Origin of the sequence: Acetivibrio saccincola (assembly GCF_002844395.1) — a bacterium.
GTDB lineage: Bacteria > Bacillota > Clostridia > Acetivibrionales > Acetivibrionaceae > Herbivorax > Herbivorax saccincola.
In genome coordinates this window covers 2,475,890-2,496,064 of record NZ_CP025197.1, presented here as the reverse complement: position 1 = coordinate 2,496,064, position 20,175 = coordinate 2,475,890, and the positions used below count along the sequence as shown (strand labels likewise).

The following is a 20,175-nucleotide window of genomic DNA, read 5'->3' as shown; positions in this document are numbered from 1 at the left end:
GTGGTTTTATGAACAAAGTGATTTTAATGGGGAGGCTTACCAAGGATCCTGAGCTGAGGTATACTAATGTAAACAATATACCGGTATGCCGTTTTACATTAGCTGTTGACAGAAGGTTTCAAAGACAGGGAGAAGAGAGACAGGCGGATTTTATACCTATAGTTGCCTGGGATAAGCTGGCAGAGTTTTGTTCTAAATATTTTATTAAGGGTCAGCAGGTTGCAGTAACAGGAAGGCTTCAGCTGAGAACTTGGGATGACAATGAGGGCAAGAGGCATTATGTAACTGAAGTTATTGCAGAAGAGGCATATTTTGCAGATAGTAAGAGAGAGTCAGGTACTGACAATATTTCAGATAATTATGTGGCAGAAAATGATGATAGTGACAGCGATATTGATGATGAATTGCCATTTTAATCTGACTTTAAAAAATCTTTTCCTGTACAATAGGGCATAGGATGTGCTTTTTATAAAAAATGTGGTATTATAGGAGCTGTAGTGCTAAGAGATTAGTACGCAGCTTTTTTATTATATTTTAATAATGTTTTTTTCCTGCAGCAAACTGACACTAACTACAGCAAAAATAACAGTTGACACGAATTTGCACAATAATATATAATATAAGGTGTGCTATATTTTAGTTGTTTCCATTTAATCCGTGTTATAGGATATAATTTAGCTATGTAGCACAATTGTTGCCATCGGAGGGAGGGAAATACATGTCTGAAATCAGAGTTAAAGAGAATGAATCTCTTGACAGTGCTCTAAAGAGGTTTAAGAGACAATGTGCCAAGGCAGGCGTATTAGCAGAAGTTAGAAAAAGAGAGCACTATGTAAAACCAAGCGTAAGGAGGAAGAAAAAATCTGAAGCAGCAAGAAAAAGAAAATTTAGATAAGTGTAAATTGTATTTCTAAGGCAATATTTTAAAATGCTGAGAGTTATGATTGTGTGGTAAGTCGGAAGTGCTTCAGGCAGGAGGAAATAAGAACCCTTGATGGTGATTAAAAATTTAATATCTTCCGTATTTCTAAATAAAAGGTACAAAAGGTACTTCCGAATGGCAAACACTGAAAAGGAAAATTTAAAATCATAAAATGAATATAAAAAAGTCCGATGAAAGTCGGGCTTTTTATAATATTGTAAAAGTGTATAGAAATATTGTAAAGTATAAAAAGTAAAGGATTAAAAGGTAACGAAGACATTTATGCAAGGTCGTTTTTGGGGTGATCGGGTGGAAATAAAAAAGATATGGGATACAAGGTATGTCCCCTTTGAAAAAGCTGAGAAGCTGGCATGTGAAGCCGGAATTTCAATTTTTCTGGCAAAGATTTTTTTAAGCAGAAGGATGGACTGTGCTGAAAAAATAGATAAATTTTTAAATTCAACATTAGAGGATTTAAATGACCCTTTTCTTTTAAAAGATATGGATGTTGCTGCAGAAAGGATATCTAAGGCTGTAAGGAAAAGAGAAAAAATATTAATTTATGGCGATTATGATGTAGATGGTGTTACCAGCACCTCTATTTTATATAAGTTTTTAAAATCACAAAATGCCCTTGTAGATTACTATATTCCCAACAGATTTGAAGAAGGGTACGGGTTTTCCCAAAATTCCGTTGAAAAAGTTTTAGACATGGGAGTGGATTTAGTTGTAACTGTTGACTGTGGTACAACCTCCATAGAAGAGACCAGGGAATTGATGGAGAAAGGAATAGATGTGATAGTTACAGACCATCACGAATGTAAAGAAAAATTACCTCAAGTAAAAGCTTTGGTAAACCCCCAAAGACCGGACTGTTTGTATCCTGATAAGAATTTATCCGGGGTAGGGGTTGCTTTTAAACTTGTAAAAGCACTTTCTTTAAAAATGAATGTAGAAATTAAACAATCAGAATATTTAAGCTTAGTGGCCCTTGGAACTGTTGCCGATGTAATGTCCCTTACCGGTGAAAACAGGATTTTGGTTAAGTATGGAATAGAAGAGATAAACAACACTTCAAATTTAGGGCTTAAATCACTCAAGGAGGAAGCAGGTGTTTCAGGAAAAAAAATCACCTCCACCCACATAGGGTATATAATAGCCCCAAGACTTAATGCTGCAGGAAGAATCGGGGATGCAGCAATGGTGGTGAAGCTTTTGACAACTGAGGAAGAGGGGGAGGCAAAAGAAATTGCCTTAAAATTAAATGAATTAAACAAAGAAAGGCAAAAAATAGAAACAGAAATTTTTGAAGAAGTGATAAATAAAATAGAGGCGGAATGTGATATAAAAAAAAGCAGCATTATGGTAGTACCGGGAAGGGATTGGCATCAAGGGGTAATTGGGATTGTTACATCTAAAGTTGTGGAAAAATACAATAAGCCCTGTATATTAATCACTGTGTCTGACGGAACAGGGAGGGGATCTGGAAGAAGTATAGAAGGAATAAACTTATTTAATGCCCTTACCTTTTGCCAGGAGGTTTTGGAAAAGTATGGAGGACACGAAATGGCTGTGGGGCTAACTTTAAAAGAAGAAAAAATTGATGATTTTAGAAGACTTATAAATGAGTATGCTAATTTATTTATTGATGAGTCAAAATTTACACAGAAAATAAAAATAGATACCTCCATAGAAGCACAAGAGATTACTTTAGAAAATGCGCACCAGCTGTCTTTATTAGAACCTTTTGGAGTTGACAACCCGGAGCCGGTATTTAAATTTGAAAATGCAAAAATTGCCGAAATAAATGCAGTGGGAAGTGATAACAGCCACCTGAAGCTTAAAATAGAGAACAATGGTGTTAGAGTGAATGCAATTGCATTTAAAATGGGGCATTTGGCAAAAGTATACAAAAAATCCGATGTATTAGACATTGTATGTACATTAGATATAAATAGCTGGAATGGGGTTAAAAGTGCACAGCTAAAAGTTATAGATATAAAGCCGGCTTTTGAAATTATGCTAAGTAACAAATTCTTTTTTACCCTTGACCGCTCTTTAAGCTTTGAAGAAGATGCATTAGAAGAAAATTTTGAAAATTATATCAATAAAATTCCTTTAATTAAAAAGGAAAAAGATTTAAAAGAATATATATATAATTATAATTTGCAAAAGAAAAGAGCGGTGATTATTTTAAATTCCATTGATTCTGTAAAAGAAATTATAGATTTTGTTAAAAGCTGTGCTTTTGAATTTAATTTTAAATACTCCATGAGCTTTTCAGAAGTAAAAATTAATGACTCTACCCTGCATATACTGGTAAATCCTGACCCCTCTAGACTGGACCTATCAAAATTTGATAAAGTAATAGTACATGGACAGTGGTTTTGTGAGAAATATTTAATTAAAGTATTAAATAGTATTGATTTAAGTAAAATTTATATTTATAATAAAATAAATTTTAATTTTAACAAAGATAGTATTGTTCCTAACAGGCAGGAGATGGTTTTTGTTTATAAACACATTAAAGCAAATTATGGTAATAGTTTTGTTATAGATAATTTATTTGCTTTTTCAGATTCTGTATCAAAAAAGTATGGCATCAATATGAATTATTTTAAAGCAAAAAAAATTATTCAGATTTTTAGTGAATTATCCTTTTTAAAAAGTGAATTGTACGGTAAATACGGAATGACTATAAATATGCCGGATACTCATAAACAAAAGAGAAATATTGAAGATTCATTTCTTTATAGAAGTTTAAATGCTCTTTAAAGAAATGAAAAAATTTGCATAAAATTTATGGTACAAATTTATAGTATAATAAATTTTATTAAATAGATTTATTGGGAGGAAAACTATGGATTTAAAATCAAAATTACGTCAAATTATGAACTTTCCCAAAGAGGGCGTTAATTATGTCGACATTACAACGGTGCTGCAGGATTCAGAGGCTTTAAAAGAATGTATTGATAAAATGAAATATGAAATGGAAAACTTTGGAGAATTTGATGTTATAGTGGGACCTGAATCCAGAGGCTTTATTTTTGGAACCCCTTTAGCATACTTAACAGGAAAGGGGTTTGTACCAATAAGAAGAAGGGTAAACTTCCTTATACAACCATATCTGTGGAATACCAGCTGGAATATGGTACTGATATTTTAGAAATACATAGCGATGCAATATCTAAAGGACAAAAGGTTGTAATTGTGGATGATTTACTTGCAACCGGCGGGACTACAGAAGCCAACATAAAACTTGTAGAGCAGCTGGGGGGCAAAATTGTAGGAATTATATACTTTGTAGAACTTGGATTTTTAAAGGGTAGGGAAAAATTACAAGGTTATAATGTAAAATCAATAGTCCAGTTTTAATTGTGTGAAGGGTTTTTGGAGGAATTTTAATGTGTGATGACATTAACAGGTTAGTGGAAAGGATAAAAAAATATAATTCTAATTGTGATTTTGATCTGCTCAAAAAATCATATGATTTTTCAAAGAAAGCACATGAAGGCCAATGCAGGGTATCTGGAGAGCCATTTTTCACACATCCATTAGAGGTAGCTTTTATTTTAGCGGATCTGGAGCTGGATTGTACTTCAATAATTGCCGGGATTCTTCACGATACCATAGAGGATACTGACCACACTTATGAGGAAATAAAAGAGATGTTTGGTCAGGAAGTGGCAGACCTGGTAGATGGCGTTACAAAACTGGGTAAAATTCCTTATACAACTAAAAGGGAGAGGCAAGCTGAGAATTTGAGAAAAATGTTTCTTGCCATGGCAAAAGACATAAGGGTTATTCTCATTAAACTTGCTGACCGCCTTCACAATATGCGGACTTTAAAATACATGAAAGCTGAAAAACAAGCTGAAAAAGCAAAGGAAACTTTAGAAATTTATGCCCCAATAGCTCACCGGTTGGGGATTTCTAAAATTAAGTGGGAGCTTGAAGATATTTGTTTGAGATATATTGACCCAAAGGGCTATTATGATTTAGTGGAAAAAATAGCCAAAAGAAGGAACGAAAGGGAAGATTATATAGAGAATATTTTAAACGTATTAAGAGAAAAACTGAATGAAATTAGTGTACAAGGTCATCTTGACGGAAGACCTAAGCATTTTTACAGTATATACAGGAAAATGGTAAATCAGAATAAAACATTAGAAGAGATATATGACCTTTTTGCTGTAAGGGTTATTGTGGATACTGTAAAAGATTGTTATGCAGTACTAGGGCTTGTTCATGAAATTTTTAAACCTATGCCCAGAAGGTTTAAAGACTATATTGCAATGCCAAAGCCTAATATGTATCAGTCTTTGCATACAACCGTCATAGGTCCTGAAGGGGTACCTTTTGAAATACAGATAAGAACCTGGGAAATGCACAGGGTGGCAGAAGTGGGGATAGCAGCCCACTGGAGGTATAAAGAGGGTGGCAAAGACAGTGATTTAGATAAAAAACTTGCATGGCTAAGGCAGCTTTTAGAGTGGCAGAAAGATGCCCGGGATGCAGATGAATTCATGGAGAATTTAAAGGTTGACCTCTTTACAGACGAAGTTTTTGTTTTTACACCTAAAGGTGATGTTATAAACCTTCCTGCCGGTTCAACGCCCATTGACTTTGCATATGCAATTCACAGTGCAATTGGGAATAAAATGGCAGGTGCCAAGGTAAACGGTAAAATAACCCCTATTGAATATGAATTAAAAAACGGGGATATAGTAGAAATTATAACATCTTCCAGTGTTCACGGGCCAAGCAGGGATTGGCTGAAAATTGTTAAAAGCTCACAAGCCCGGAATAAAATTAAACAGTGGTTTAAAAAAGAAAAAAGAGAAGAGAATATTATCAGGGGTAAGGAAATGATTGAGAAAGAATTAAAAAAACAATCCCTTACCTTTAACGAGTTGTTTAAACCTGAATGGGTTGAAATTGTACTTAAGAAATATACTTTTCTTTCACTGGATGATCTTTATGCTGCAATAGGTTATGGGACATTAACTGCAAACAAAGTAATTTCGAGGCTTAGGGAAGAGTATAGAAAGACCGTTAAGGCAGAAGAAATTGCAAAAAACATTGCTAAAACAGCTAAAAAATCTAAAGAAGGACAGCGGAAGAAGAAACTGCCTGAAAATGGAGTAATTGTAAAAGGCATAGAAAACTGTTTAGTTAGAATTGCAAAATGCTGTAATCCGGTACCGGGGGATGAGATTGTAGGCTATATTACAAGGGGGAGAGGTGTTTCCGTTCACAGGACCGACTGCCCTAATGTAACCAATACCATAGACGGTGACACAAGGCTTATTGAAGTTTCCTGGCATACTGCCAAAAATGTGTCCTACAATGCAAACATTACAATTATGGCTAATGACAGGACAGCTCTTTTGATGGATATAACAAATGTTATTGCAGATTCAAAAATTCCTCTAAAGGCTATAAATGCAAGAACCACCAAAGACCAGGTTGCAATTATGAGCCTTACATTAGAGATAACAAATACAGAACAGCTTGAAAATATAATTAAAAGAATAAGAAGGGTGCAATCGGTTTTTGAAGTGACGAGAGGCAACAACTGAGGGTAAAGGAGAGTTAATATGCGGGCAGTGGTGCAGAGGGTAACATATTCTAAAGTTACAGTGGAAAATAAGACAGTTGGCGAAATTGGTAAAGGACTTAATGTTCTTTTGGGTATAGGAAAAGAAGACGGACAAAAGGATATTGAGTATCTGGTGGATAAAATAATAAATTTACGTATTTTTGAAGATGAAAACGGTAAAATGAATGTCTCATTAAAAGATATAAACGGCCAGCTTATTGTTGTATCCCAATTTACATTGTACGGGGACTGCAGAAGAGGAAGAAGGCCAGGGTTTGATAGGGCTGCAAGACCGGAGGATGCAGAAAAAATTTATAACCGGTTTATAGAAGAGTGTAAAAAACATGGAGTAAAAGTTGAAACAGGAAAATTTCAGGCTATGATGTCTGTGGAAATACATAATGACGGTCCTGTTACCATACTTTTAGACAGCAAAAAAGAATTCTAATTTTATAGGGAGGTTTTTTTATGCAAATAGAGCGTTTGTCAACAGGAATGTTTGATTCTAATTGTTACATTGTTTATAATAACAACGAAGGAATTATTATAGATGCCGGTGTTAGTGCCGATGAAGTTATGAAGGTTTTAGATGAGAAAAAGATAAAAATAAAATACATTGTCCTCACCCATGTTCATATTGACCATATATGCCATGTGGATGACCTTCGTGAAAAAACGGGAGCTGAAGTTTTAGTTCATGAAAATGACAGTAAAAAGCTTTTACACCCGTCGCTAAACGGCTCTGAATTATACGGGCAGGCTATGTCTTTCAGACCTGCAGACATGGTTTTAAAAGACGGGGATGAAATTAGTGCCGGAGGAATTGATTTCAAAATAATACACACTCCGGGTCACTCCTCAGGGTGTATTTGTATAAAGGCGGGAAACAGCTTATTTACAGGAGATACACTTTTTAAAATGGCAAGGGGGAGGACGGATTTAGGAGATGGGAATGAGGAGGAAATACTTTCATCTATAACAAATAAACTTATGATTTTAGATGATGAGACAATTGTCTACCCAGGTCATGGTCCTGCTACAACCATCGGGGCTGAGAGGGTATTTTATTGATAGAAAACTAATAATTAATTTGGAGGTTAGTAATGTTAACAAAATCGCCAAAAGGAACAAAGGACATATTGCCAAATGAGGTATATAAGTGGCAGTATATAGAAAAAGAAATAGCTAAAGTTTGCGAAAATTTTGGATACAGGGAAATTAGAACCCCTATTTTTGAGCATACAGAACTATTTCAAAGAGGGGTTGGAGATACAACGGATATAGTTCAAAAGGAAATGTATACATTTTTAGATAAAGGGAAAAGAAGCATTACCCTAAGACCTGAAGGAACAGCAGGTGTTGTTAGAAGCTATATTGAACATGGAATGGCTTCTTTGCCCCAGCCAATAAAGCTCTATTACAATATCACTGCTTACAGGTATGAAAATGTACAAAAAGGGCGCTACAGGGAATTTCATCAGTTTGGGGTGGAAGCCTTTGGGTCTGAAGGACCTTCCATAGATGTAGAAGTAATATCAATGATTGATGTTCTTTTAAACAGGTTAGGCATTTCTGATATTGAACTTAATATAAACAGTATCGGGTGTAAAAAGTGCAGAAGTGATTATAATGCTAAGTTAAAGGAGTACATAGAGCCTAAATTGCAAAATTTGTGCAAGACATGCGTGGAGAGATTCGACAGGAATCCTTTAAGGATTATTGACTGCAAAGAAGAGCATTGCAAAGAAATAACAAAGGATGCCCCGGCTCTTGTGGATAATTTATGTGAAGAATGTCATGAGCATTTAGAAGGGGTAAAAAGAGGGTTGGAAAATTTAGGAATTGAATACAATATAGATAAAAATATTGTTCGGGGTCTTGATTATTATACAAAGACGGTTTTTGAATTTGTATCAAAAAATATCGGCTCCCAGGGAACTGTATGCGGAGGAGGCAGGTATGACGGGCTTGTGGAAATTTGTGGCGGTCCGCCAACCCCCGGTATAGGGTTTGCCATTGGTTTAGAAAGACTTCTTATGGTTATGGAAAATCAAGGTATTGAATTTACAGCCCCTAGAAGTACCGATATTTTTATTGCAACCATAGGGGACAAAGCTCAAAATTATGCCCAAAAGCTGGTGTATGATTTAAGGAAAGAGGGAATTAATGCTGAAACTGACCTAATGGGAAAAAGCGTTAAGGCTCAGATGAAATATGCAAATAAACTCGGGGCTTATTATTCCATTGTGTTAGGTGATAATGAAATTGATACAAATAAAGCCTTTTTAAAAAACATGGATACAGGTGAAGAGAAGGAAATCAGTTTAGATACAGTTATTGACAGGCTTAAAAACATAAAAGCAGAATCTGTTATTAAGGAGCCAAACAAAATAGGTCATACTGAAATATAAAAATATGTTTAAATAAAATTTAAAAGAGAATAGAATAGGGAGTGAAAATATGGGAGAATCAATTTGTGGTTTAAAGAGAACTCATTATTGTACTGAAGTTACAGTTAATGATGTAGGTAAAGAAGTTACAGTAATGGGATGGGTTCAAAGAAGAAGGGATTTAGGAAAACTTATATTTGTAAGTTTAAGGGATAGAAGTGGTATTATACAGGTAGTATTCAGCGATGAGACAAAAAAAGAGATATTTGAAAAGGCAGAGAAAATAAGAAGTGAATTTGTACTTGCAATAAGGGGAAAAGTTGTAAAAAGAGCAGATGATGCCATTAACCCTGATATGATTACCGGTGAAATAGAAATATGGGCGGAGGAACTTAGAATATTAAGTACAGCAGAAACACCGCCTATGTATATTGAGGAGAATTTACAGGTAAATGAGGCTTTAAGGCTGAAATACAGGTATCTGGATTTAAGAAGGCCTGATATGCAAAGAAATATTATGTTAAGGCACAGGGTGGCAAAAGTTGCAAGGGATTATTTTGATGCCAATGGTTTTCTTGAAATAGAGACGCCAATGCTTACAAAGAGTACTCCTGAAGGTGCAAGGGATTATCTTGTTCCAAGCAGGGTTCACCCGGGAAAGCTGTACGCACTTCCCCAGTCACCCCAGCTATTTAAACAGCTTTTGATGGCAGCAGGTTTTGACAGATATTTCCAAATAGTAAAATGCTTTAGGGATGAAGATTTAAGGGCTGACAGACAGCCGGAATTTACCCAGATAGATTTGGAAATGTCCTTTGTAGATGTGGAAGATGTAATTAAAATTAACGAAGGATTTATCAAAAAGCTTTTTAAAGAAGTTTTAGATGTAGAGGTAAATTGCCCGTTTGAGAGAATGAGCTATAAAGAAGCAATGGAAAGGTTTGGGACGGACAAACCGGATACAAGATTTGGCTTAGAACTTGTAGATTTATCCCATATAGTTAAAGACTGTGGATTTAGGGTTTTTTCAGATGCAGTGAAAAATGGCGGAAGTGTCAGGGCTATAAATGCAAAGGGATGCGGTGGTAAATTTAGCAGGAAAGAAATAGATGCCTTAGGTGAGTATGTAAAAAATTACAATGCAAAGGGAATGGCCTGGATAGTAGTGGAAGAAGACGGTTTAAAATCACCCATTACAAAGTTTTTAAATGAAGAGGAAATTAGGGCTATACTGGAAAAAGTTCATGCAGAGCCTGGGGATCTTATTTGCTTTGTAGCAGATAAAGACAAAATTGTATTTAGTGCCCTTGGTGAATTGAGACTTGAGATAGCAAGAAAGCTAAATTTAGTTAATGATAAAGAGTTTAAATTTTTGTGGATTACAGAGTTTCCTCTTTTTGAGTATGATGAGGAAGAAGAGCGGTATGTGGCAAAACACCATCCATTTACTGCACCTATGGATGAAGATATAAAATATATTGAAACAGAGCCTGAGAAGGTAAGGTCTAAGGCATACGATTTAGTTCTAAACGGTAATGAAATTGGTGGCGGAAGTGTAAGGATACATGATCAGGAGCTTCAAAAAACAATGTTTAAATGCTTAGGATTTACAGAAGAAGAAGCAAAGGAAAGATTTGGTTTCTTATTAGAAGCATTTAAATACGGAACACCTCCCCATGGGGGAATAGCCTTTGGACTTGACAGGCTGGCAATGCTAATGGCAGGGTGCAGCAGCATCAGGGATGTAATTGCTTTTCCAAAAGTTCAGAATGCCTCCTGTCTTATGACAAATGCTCCTGATGTTGTTGATGAAAAGCAGCTTGAAGAACTTCATGTTAAATTTGACATTAAAGATATAGATAATCAACAGTAAGGGGTATTTCTTTAATGTTAAATTATATTTACATACTTGAAATGTATCTATAAATTATATAGAATTTATATAATATGTACTGTTGCTGTTTATATGCAGGTATTAGTGCACGTCACTGATACAAAACAGTTTACTACAAGTAATACTATAAATAGTATTACTATAAAAAAGGAGGGCTTTGCTACGTCAAAAAAGAGTATTATGAAAGAAGCCTTAGATTGGGCTATTCATATAGCAATAGCAGTACTTTTGGCGGTCTTAATTGTGAACTTTGTTGCACAGGTTACTGTAGTGCAGGGAAGTTCTATGGAAAATACTCTTTCTGAAAAAGACAGGCTTCTTATCGAAAAAATAAGCATAAGATTTGGCAAAATTAAAAGAGGCGATATTGTAACTGTAAATAACCCTGAGGGGGATGATGGTATATATTTAAGAAACAGCCCTATAATAAAAAGGGTTATCGGTATTGAAGGTGATTTGGTAGAAATACGTGATGGAAGCGTCTATGTCAATGGTGAAATTTTAGAAGAAGATTATATAAGAGGCAATGAGACTTATCCAATAAATGAAGAATTTAGCAGTGTCCTGGTTCCTGAAGGCTATGTATATGTGATAGGAGATAACAGGATTATAGGTCAAAGCAGTGACAGCAGGGAATTCGGACCTGTAAAAACCAAGTATATCGGTGGAAAAGCTGTCTTAAGATTTTTTCCTTTTAACAGAATAAGTCTTTTAAGGGATTGACAGATTATTGCTGCGTGTCTTTATGCAGTTTGAAAGGGGCGTGAATGTAGCTTTAGTGAGCTGCTGTCTTATGAATAGGTTATTAAATATGGGATTAGATGTTGGTTCCACTACAGTTAAATTAGTTTTACTTGACCAAAATGATGAAATAGTATTTAGTAAATACAGAAGGCATTATTCCGATATTAAAAACACCATATTTGAGCTTTTAAGCGAAACATGTAAAAAATTCTCAAATAACTATATTACAATAATGGTAACAGGTTCAGGGGGGTTGTCTGTCTCCCGGTGGTTGGAAATCCCTTTTATTCAAGAAGTTATCGCAAGCACAAAGGCAATTCAAAGATTTATACCCCATACAGATGTTGTTATAGAACTAGGTGGAGAAGATGCTAAGATAACATACTTAGGTGAAACTGTTGAGCAGAGGATGAATGGTACTTGTGCCGGCGGGACGGGAGCATTCATAGACCAGATGTCATCTCTTTTAAAGACTGATGCTGAAGGGCTAAACCAACTGGCAAAAGATTATAAAGTTATTTATCCCATTGCGTCCAGGTGCGGTGTTTTTGCCAAAACCGATGTACAGCCTTTGATAAACGAAGGGGCTTCAAAGGAGGATATAGCTGCTTCTGTCTTTCAGGCAGTTGTTAATCAGACAATAAGCGGACTTGCCTGTGGAAAGCCAATTAGGGGTAATGTGGCTTTTTTAGGAGGTCCTCTGCAGTTTTTATCTGAGTTAAGATTAAGATTTGTAGAGACTTTAAAGCTTGAAAAACATCAGGCTATTTTTCCTGAAAATGCCGAGCTCTTTGTTGCATTAGGTGCAGCATTAGAGTCAAAAAATATGAAAGTTATTCCGGTAAAGACATTGGAAAAAAGGCTTGATGCTTTAAAAAATATAGAGGTTCATGAAGTTGAAAGATTACAGCCGCTGTTTGAAAACAGTGAAGAGTTGGAGAAGTTTCAAAAAAGACACAATGTCAATAAATTAAAGAGAAGGGATTTAAAAACTTATGAAGGAGAGTGCTTCCTTGGGCTGGATGCAGGTTCTACAACCACAAAAGCTGTGCTTATTGACAGGGAAGGTGCGCTTTTGTATTCCTTTTATGGAAGCAATAACGGAAGCCCTGTTGCATCAGCTATTAATATTTTGAAAGAAATTTATTCCCTTATGCCAAAAGGGGCTAAAATAGTAAATTCAGCAGTTACAGGGTATGGGGAGGCACTTTTGAAAGCTGCTTTAGGCTTTGATATTGGCGAAATTGAGACAATTGCCCACTATAAAGCTGCTGAGGCTTTTTTGCCAGGGGTGGATTTTATCCTTGACATTGGCGGACAGGATATGAAATGCTTAAAAATCAAGAATGGAGTAATAGACAGCATAATGCTGAATGAAGCCTGCTCTTCAGGCTGTGGTTCTTTTATTGAAACTTTTGCCTATTCTTTAAATATGGACGTGACGGAATTTGCCAAAGCAGCATTGATGGCAGAAAAGCCTGTTGATTTAGGTTCAAGATGCACTGTTTTTATGAATTCTAAAGTGAAACAGGCTCAAAAGGAAGGGGCAACTGTAGGAGATATTTCAGCAGGTCTTTCGTATTCTGTTGTAAAAAATGCCCTTCAAAAAGTAATAAAAATAAGAGACCCAAAGGAAATGGGAGAAAAAATAGTTGTACAGGGCGGTACTTTTTTAAATGATGCAGTGTTAAGGTGTTTTGAAATTGTATCTGAAAAAGAGGTGGTAAGACCTGAAATTGCAGGTCTTATGGGTGCCTATGGTGCTGCCCTTATTGCTTTGGAAAGAAATGTTCCCGGTGAAAAAAGTTCACTTATTACCATGGAAAACCTTGGTGAGTTCAATACCCAGGTGGATATGAAAAGGTGCGGCAAGTGTGGGAACAATTGTCTTCTTACAATTAATACCTTCAATGACGGAAGGAAGTTTATTTCAGGGAACAGATGTGAAAAAGGTGTAGGTTTGGAATCTAAAAATGAAGACATTCCCAATCTATATGATTATAAATACAAGAGACTCTTTTGTTACAAGCCCCTTGGTAAGGAGGAGACTTGCAGGGGTACAGTGGGAATTCCGAGGGTTTTAAATATGTACGAAAACTACCCCTTTTGGTTTACATTCTTTACACATTTAAATTTCAGGGTAGAGCTTTCTCCAAGGACCACAAAAAAGATATATGAGCTTGGAATGGAAACAATTCCTTCTGAGTCTGTTTGTTATCCAGGAAAACTGGTTCATGGGCATATAATGAGTCTTGTAAACAAAAATGTGGACTTTATATTTTACCCCTGTATTCCCTATGAGAGAATAGAGTTTGAGGATGCCACCAACCACTATAACTGTCCTATAGTTACTTCATATCCTGAAGTTATAAAAAACAATATGGATGTATTAAGGGAAAAAAATATAAAATTTAAAAATCCATTTTTGCCTTATGATGATGATTCAAGGCTGATTGAAAGGCTTTATGAGGAGCTTAAAGAGTTTAATATATCAAAGTCAGAAATAAAAAAAGCTGTTATTTTAGCAAGAAAAGAAGATGAGAAAGTTAAAGAGGATATAAGAAAAAAAGGTGAGGAAGTTTTAGAATACCTTAAAAATACAGGTAAGAAAGGTGTGGTTCTGGCAGGGCGCCCATATCACATAGACCCTGAAATTAACCATGGAATCCCAAATATAATAACAGAGTACGAAATGGCTGTTTTAACGGAGGATTCCATAGCACATTTAGGAGAAGAAAAAATCCAATTAAGGGTTGTAGACCAGTGGACTTACCATTCAAGATTATACAGGGCAGCTAATTTTGTTAAAGACAGAGACTTTCTTGAAATTATACAGCTTAATTCCTTTGGCTGCGGTCTTGATGCAGTGACAACTGACCAGGTGGAAGAAATTTTAAATAGCAGTGATAAAATATACACCGTTTTAAAAATAGACGAAATAGACAATTTGGGGGCAGCCAGGATAAGAATAAGATCCCTGAAGGCAGCTGTTGATGAAAGGGATAAAAACAATTTTACCCCGGTTAAAAGGGAGTATAGCTGTAAGAAGGTTTTATTTACAAAAGAGATGAAAAAGACACATACCATTTTAGCACCACAAATGTCGCCTATACACTTTCAATTTTTAGAAGAAGCTTTTAAAGCATCCGGGTATAATGTGGAGGTTTTGCCTTCTGTTGATAAAGAAGCCATTGATGAAGGACTTAAATATGTAAATAATGATGCATGCTATCCTTCAATAATTGTTGTGGGTCAATTGATGAAGGCTATAAAATCCGGGAAATATGATGTTAACAACACCTCCCTTATTATAACCCAGACTGCCGGCGGCTGCCGGGCTACCAATTATATAGCATTTATAAGAAAGGCTTTAAAGGATGCGGGTCTTTCCAATATACCTGTAATTTCTTTGAATTTTGCAGGTCTTGAGAAAAACCCTGGATTTAAATTTACACCGGGGCTTATAAACAAGCTGTTAATAGCTCTTGTTTACGGGGATCTTCTTATGAAAGTTTTATACAGGGTCAGGCCTTATGAAAAAATAAAAGGTTCTGCCAACCTTTTATATAATACATGGGTTGAAAAATGCAAGGAATCTGTGAGGAATGGTAGACATAAGGAATTTAAAGAAAACATTTACAACATTGTAAGGGATTTTGATAATCTTAAAATAACTGATGAAAAGAAGCCAAAGGTTGGTTTGGTTGGGGAGATACTTGTTAAATATCATCCTACAGCCAATAATGATATAGTTGATATTGTTGAAAGGGAAGGGGCAGAGGCTGTTGTTCCCGATTTAATAGGCTTTTTACTGTATGCAGCCTATGGTGCTTCTTTTAGATATTCCCATCTTTCAGGTAAAAAGATTGATGCAGTGCTAAATAACGGGGCGATAAAATTAATTGAATTCTACAGAAGGCATATGAAAAAGGCTCTCTCAGAAAGTAAGCGCTTTCATCCCCCGGTTTCAATAGAAGAATTAGCAGAACTTGCATCCGGTGTATTGTCAATAGGAAATCAGACGGGAGAAGGATGGTATTTGACAGCTGAGATGATTGAGCTTATTTTATCCGGTGCACAAAATATAGTTTGTATGCAGCCTTTTGCATGTTTACCCAACCATGTTACCGGAAAGGGAATGATTAAAGAGCTGAAAAGACGGTATCCAAAGGCAAACATTACAGCGGTGGATTATGACCCGGGTGCTAGCGAGGTAAATCAAATAAACAGAATAAAGCTGATGCTTTCTACTGCATTTGATGAATTCAAGAAAACTCAGGTGCATGATGATGTCAAGTTAAAAAGCATATAAAACCAAACATAAAAAAGGATTGCCTGTTAGTTTATTTTAAAAACAAAGGGGATGGATAAACTACATTGTAATGCCAGGTATGGAGCTTTGTGCAGGCAATCCTTTTGTTATTCAATTTTTTATGTATGGATTTTTATAAAGTTAACAGGCTATCTATACTTTGGATATTAATATATGGATCATTTACATCGTTGCTTTTACAAAATGTAAATTCATTGAGAAGATTTTTGTGCCCGCAGCACTCACATTGAAAATTCAGACCGTTTAGTTTGGAAACTTCAGATTTAGGCAGGTTTAAAATAACAGATTTACAATTGTAGCACATTAAAGATTTGAAATCAAACATGAAAGTTCCTCCTTTAAATGATATGTTATAGATTTATGGAATTTAATAATGGAATTACTACAGAGTTTAAACCGAGATAAAACTATTGTATTACAGATTGACACACAGTTAAAGCAAACGACTATAATAGTTACTAACCGACATAAAATTAAAAGGATATAAACAGTTTGTTGCAATTAAAAATTAAGAAAGTCAAGACTTGAAACACTGTGTTGACATATTCCTCAAAGGCGTATTATCATTATATAACTTTTCTTTTTACAAATCAAGTCCTAGAATTCTAAAATTTTGGTCCTATTTTAGTCCTAGAATAATTTATTTTTAAAAAGAATATATTTTACTGATAAAAATTAATTTAATAAAAATTAATTTAACCAAAAGCCTAAAGAAAATATTTTATGAGTAACGGAGGAGAAAAAATGGCAGAAAAAGCAAAGATACGGTTGGGAACGCTTTCTGTTGTAAAAAAATCCATCCTTTTATTTATTGCATTTTTATTAGCAATTAAAACAGGTATAATTTTTGGGGATTTTTTTTATAATTCAGAAAATGAAAATATTGAAAGGGTGGATGTTGAAACATTCAGAAGTACATTAAACATTACCTTACCTGTCATTGAAACCATATACAATAGCGGAAGTATTAGTCTTTCATTTTCCGGGCAATTGAGAAGCATTATAAAAACTATATTTCATTTTGATTTAGGATACCCTATAACTGTGCTAAATGCCCAGTCCCCGTATTTTCACAGCTTTTACATAAACGGGTATAATGCTTATTTAAACCAAGGTGAAACCTATGAACCGTATGTGTACATTGCTGATTTAGACATAGATGAGAATGAAAGGGAAAATGATTTTCCCAATATAGAAAGCAGCATAACTTATAATTCAGAGGAAGATGAAAATGACAACAAGGGTGACTCTGAAAAAAATGCAGTAACTATAGGAGATATAGCAATTAATAATTATGAAACGGATTTTCATATAGATGTTGAAAAGATAATGGAAACACCTTTAAAACTGAATTCTCATAAAAAAGGACCGAAAGTATTGATTTATCATACCCACACAACAGAAAGCTTCATAACAGAATTAGAACAATTAGAACAAAGCGGTATTCCAAACAGGACTACAGATGCTACAAATAATGTTGTCAGAGTGGGGGAAGAACTGGCACAGATTTTAAGGAAAAAATATAATATTGAAGTTATACATAATTCTACGGTACATAACTATCCAAGTGATACAGGTGCATATGGAAGATCTTTAAATACAGCCTCAAATATTTTAACCAGCTATCCTTCTATACAAATTGTTATAGATATTCACAGGGACGGGATGGACGGGAAAAAACTGCGTACGGTAACTGAAATAGACGGGAAAAAAGCTGCCAAAATAATGTTTGTGGTGGGAACTAATGCTACAGGCTTAGAACATCCTGAATGGAGGGAAAATTTAAAGCTGGCTATAACCCTTCAAAGTATGCTAGATGAAAGATACCCGGGGCTTACAAGACCTATTTATATAAGTAAGAACAGATACAACCAGCATTTATCCAAAGGTGCCTTAATAGTTGAAATAGGAGGGGATGGCAATTTAATAAGTGAGTGCTTAGAGAGTACAAAATACCTTGCTGAAGTAATTAATGAAGTTTTAAACTAATTCTATTTGGTGATAATACTATTATAATATACTGTTATTACAGAATTACTGTAACTTCAGAATAATACTTAAAAATACATAAGAAAAGCCGGTGTGAGGATGAAAAGGTTAGAAAAGTACAGGGCTCTGAGAATTGCACGGAAAAAATGCATATTCATATCTTTATTATGTTTTATTATAATTATTACAGGTATTCTTACAGTGGACTATTCTATAAATGCGTTGATGAATGGTGAAAACGGGATTAAACTTTTTGCCGTTAAAAAAACAGGAGACGGATGCTATCTTATTAAAATTTTTAATAAAGACCTGTATCTTAACATTAATTATATAAAAGAAGATTTTAACAAACTTTTAGAATGGCTAAATATTTCCTGTTCACTTGTTATTTGTTATGCTATAATAGTATGTCGGTATTTAAAATTTTAATTTATACTTCCTAAAACATCAGGAGGATGAATAAATGTCAAATGTAAGACAAGATAAAATTAGAAATTTTTGCATAATTGCACATATTGATCATGGTAAATCCACACTTGCAGACAGAATGTTAGAGATTACAGGCGTTTTAAGTCAAAGGGAGATGGAAGACCAAATATTAGATAATATGGATATAGAAAAGGAAAGAGGTATTACAATAAAAGCCCAGGCGGTAAGAATGTTATACAAGGCAAAAGACGGGGAGGAATATATATTAAACCTTATTGATACGCCAGGGCATGTGGATTTTAATTATGAAGTATCAAGAAGCCTTGCAGCATGTGAAGGTGCAATTCTTGTAGTTGACGCTGCCCAGGGGATAGAGGCGCAAACATTAGCAAATGTTTATCTTGCATTAGAACATGATTTAGAAATAATTCCTGTAATAAATAAAATTGATTTACCGAGTGCAAGACCTGATTTTGTGAAAAAGGAAATAGAAGAGGTAATAGGACTTGATACTTCTGATATTCCTTTAATATCTGCAAAGAATGGAATAAATATAGAAGATGTATTAGAGCAGGTTGTTAAAAAAGTGCCTTCTCCTGCTGAAAGTCCGGATAAGCCTTTAAGGGCATTGATTTTTGATTCTTTTTATGACAGCTACAAAGGTGTAATTGTGTATATCAGGCTAAAAGAAGGAACTATTAAAGTAGGCGATAAAATAAAAATGATGAATACCGGTAAAGATTTTATTGTGACTGAATTAGGCTATTTAAAGCCTGGGGGTATGGCACCATGTGATTCTTTAATAGCCGGTGAAGTAGGCTATGTTGTGGCAAATATTAAAAATGTAAAAGATACAAGGGTGGGGGATACCATTACATTATTGGACAATCCTGCAACCAATCCTTTACCGGGTTATAAGAAAGTCAACCCTATGGTGTTTTGCGGTATCTACCCTGCTGACGGCTCAGAATACGGGGATTTAAGAGAGGCGTTAGAAAAACTTCAATTAAATGATGCATCTCTTATATTTGAACCTGAAACATCGGTTGCATTAGGTTTTGGATTCAGATGTGGTTTTTTAGGACTTTTACATATGGAGATTATCCAGGAGAGATTAGAGCGTGAATTTGATTTTGACTTAGTTACCACAGCTCCTAGCGTTGTCTACAAGGTAAAGAAGAAAAACGGTGAAGTACTTGATATTGATAATCCAACAAACATGCCTCCTTTGACGGAAATTGACTATATGGAAGAGCCAATTGTCAAGGCTTCCATCATGTCACCTTCAGAATTTGTGGGAAATATTATGGAACTTTCCCAGGAGAGAAGAGGAATTTATAAAGATATGTCTTATATAGACGACAATAGAGTGATGCTCACATATGAGATACCTTTAAATGAAATAATATATGATTTCTTTGATGCACTAAAATCAAGGACAAGGGGCTATGCTTCATTGGATTATGATTTAATAGGATATAAAAAGTCAGACCTTGTAAAACTTGACATTATGTTAAACGGTGAAATTGTAGACGCCCTTTCCTTTATAGTTCACAAAGACAAGGCATATTCAAGGGGAAGGAGAATTGCAGAAAAATTAAAAGAAACAATTCCAAGGCAGCAGTTTGAAATACCTATACAGGCATGTATAGGTGGTAAGATAATTGCAAGGGAAACTGTAAAAGCATACAGGAAAGATGTTTTGGCTAAATGTTACGGCGGGGACATTACCCGTAAAAAGAAACTTTTAGAAAAGCAAAAAGAAGGTAAAAAGAGAATGCGTCAGGTAGGAAGCGTGGAAGTGCCCCAGGAGGCATTTATGAGTGTTCTCAAACTGGATACTTAAAATGACAGGCTTTAACAGAAGTGGTG

Annotated in this window: 14 protein-coding genes and 1 pseudogene; 14 read left to right on the top strand and 1 reads right to left on the bottom strand. The window is 35.0% G+C overall.

Going from position 1 to position 20,175, the window contains the following annotated elements; translation table 11 throughout:
- The first annotated feature begins 8 nt into the window (after positions 1-8).
- The 11 genes and pseudogenes from HVS_RS11195 to HVS_RS11145 all read left to right on the top strand — a co-directional run bounded on the left by HVS_RS11195 (position 9) and on the right by HVS_RS11145 (position 15,864).
- Positions 9-416 carry a single-stranded DNA-binding protein gene (locus HVS_RS11195; protein WP_101302384.1) on the top strand — a complete coding sequence of 136 codons (408 nt, stop codon included), beginning with the start codon at positions 9-11 and terminating at the stop codon, positions 414-416.
- Positions 417-718: 302 nt separating this feature from the next.
- The gene (rpsU, locus tag HVS_RS11190; RefSeq protein ID WP_101302382.1) at positions 719-895 is read left to right on the top strand and encodes a 30S ribosomal protein S21; all 177 of its coding nucleotides are present in this window, start codon (positions 719-721) and stop codon (positions 893-895) included.
- Between the two features lie 336 nt (positions 896-1,231).
- Positions 1,232-3,697 (top strand): single-stranded-DNA-specific exonuclease RecJ, encoded by a 2,466-nt coding sequence (gene recJ, locus HVS_RS11185; protein WP_157943022.1) that lies wholly within the window; start codon positions 1,232-1,234, stop codon positions 3,695-3,697.
- A gap of 85 nt (positions 3,698-3,782) precedes the next feature.
- Positions 3,783-4,297 (top strand): annotated as a pseudogene (locus tag HVS_RS11180) (adenine phosphoribosyltransferase).
- Between the two features lie 29 nt (positions 4,298-4,326).
- Entirely contained in the window at positions 4,327-6,504 is a 2,178-nt protein-coding gene (locus HVS_RS11175; protein WP_101302378.1) for a RelA/SpoT family protein, read from the top strand.
- An 18-nt stretch (positions 6,505-6,522) separates the two neighbouring features.
- Positions 6,523-6,972: a D-aminoacyl-tRNA deacylase gene (gene dtd, locus HVS_RS11170; protein ID WP_101302376.1), complete on the top strand. Its 450-nt coding sequence runs from the start codon at positions 6,523-6,525 to the stop codon at positions 6,970-6,972.
- Positions 6,973-6,992: 20 nt separating this feature from the next.
- A complete protein-coding gene (locus HVS_RS11165; RefSeq protein ID WP_101302373.1) occupies positions 6,993-7,595 on the top strand; it encodes an MBL fold metallo-hydrolase in 603 nt (200 codons plus the stop codon).
- A 32-nt stretch (positions 7,596-7,627) separates the two neighbouring features.
- The gene (gene hisS, locus HVS_RS11160; RefSeq protein ID WP_101302371.1) at positions 7,628-8,935 is read left to right on the top strand and encodes a histidine--tRNA ligase; all 1,308 of its coding nucleotides are present in this window, start codon (positions 7,628-7,630) and stop codon (positions 8,933-8,935) included.
- A 49-nt stretch (positions 8,936-8,984) separates the two neighbouring features.
- On the top strand, positions 8,985-10,787 hold the full coding sequence (gene aspS, locus HVS_RS11155) for an aspartate--tRNA ligase (RefSeq protein WP_101302369.1): 1,803 nt from the start codon (positions 8,985-8,987) through the stop codon (positions 10,785-10,787).
- Between the two features lie 201 nt (positions 10,788-10,988).
- Complete coding sequence (gene lepB / locus HVS_RS11150; RefSeq protein ID WP_101302367.1) at positions 10,989-11,531, top strand: signal peptidase I; 543 nt, start codon at positions 10,989-10,991, stop codon at positions 11,529-11,531.
- A gap of 70 nt (positions 11,532-11,601) precedes the next feature.
- Positions 11,602-15,864, top strand: a complete 4,263-nt coding sequence (locus HVS_RS11145) for a 2-hydroxyacyl-CoA dehydratase (protein ID WP_101302364.1) — start codon at positions 11,602-11,604, stop codon at positions 15,862-15,864.
- Between the two features lie 133 nt (positions 15,865-15,997).
- On the opposite strand, the gene HVS_RS11140 is transcribed toward HVS_RS11145, so the two are convergent.
- Positions 15,998-16,210 (bottom strand): hypothetical protein, encoded by a 213-nt coding sequence (locus HVS_RS11140; RefSeq protein WP_101302361.1) that lies wholly within the window; start codon positions 16,208-16,210, stop codon positions 15,998-16,000.
- Between the two features lie 419 nt (positions 16,211-16,629).
- Between HVS_RS11140 and spoIIP the strand changes: the two genes are divergently transcribed.
- From spoIIP to lepA, 3 genes are all read left to right on the top strand, one after another.
- Positions 16,630-17,874, top strand: a complete 1,245-nt coding sequence (gene spoIIP / locus HVS_RS11135) for a stage II sporulation protein P (protein ID WP_101302359.1) — start codon at positions 16,630-16,632, stop codon at positions 17,872-17,874.
- Positions 17,875-17,973: 99 nt separating this feature from the next.
- Positions 17,974-18,303 carry a hypothetical protein gene (locus tag HVS_RS11130; protein WP_101302357.1) on the top strand — a complete coding sequence of 110 codons (330 nt, stop codon included), beginning with the start codon at positions 17,974-17,976 and terminating at the stop codon, positions 18,301-18,303.
- 34 nt (positions 18,304-18,337) lie between these two features.
- Entirely contained in the window at positions 18,338-20,149 is a 1,812-nt protein-coding gene (lepA, locus tag HVS_RS11125; protein WP_101302354.1) for a translation elongation factor 4, read from the top strand.
- Positions 20,150-20,175 lie beyond the last annotated feature (26 nt).